Raw genomic sequence first — 436 nt, forward strand, 5'->3', positions numbered from 1 at the left:
TTCGCCCTGTCAGCGCGCAACATGTGTACTAAGTACATATTGAAACTCAGTACACTAACGGTTTGACACCCTTGGCGAGAGGCGACACCCGCTCCCCGCCCGGCGGACAAGCCCTTGCTCCAGGAGCTCACCCCATGAACAAACCCCTTATCGTCATCTTTGCCGCCATCTGCCTTGACGCCGTCGGCATCGGCCTCGTCTTCCCCATCTGCCGCGCCTTCTCGAGGAGGTGACGCACAGCCCCGACATCGTCGCCTATATCGGCATCATGACCGCGCTCTACGCCGCCATGCAGTTTCTCTTCGCGCCGGTGCTCGGCGCCTTGAGCGACAATCTGGGCCGCCGTCCGGTGCTGCTGATTTCGCTGGCGGGCGCCGCGATCAACTACCTCATCATGGCCTTCGCGCCGCAGCTCTGGATGCTGCTCATCGGCCGC

General features: G+C 62.4%; 1 pseudogene. It reads left to right on the top strand.

The features are described from left to right. Nucleotides 1-134 precede the first annotated feature (134 nt). A pseudogene (locus tag EN786_RS36145) lies at nucleotides 135-436 on the top strand (MFS transporter); the annotation flags it as partial.

Source organism: Mesorhizobium sp. M4B.F.Ca.ET.143.01.1.1 (assembly GCF_004792275.1).
Lineage (GTDB): Bacteria > Pseudomonadota > Alphaproteobacteria > Rhizobiales > Rhizobiaceae > Mesorhizobium > Mesorhizobium abyssinicae.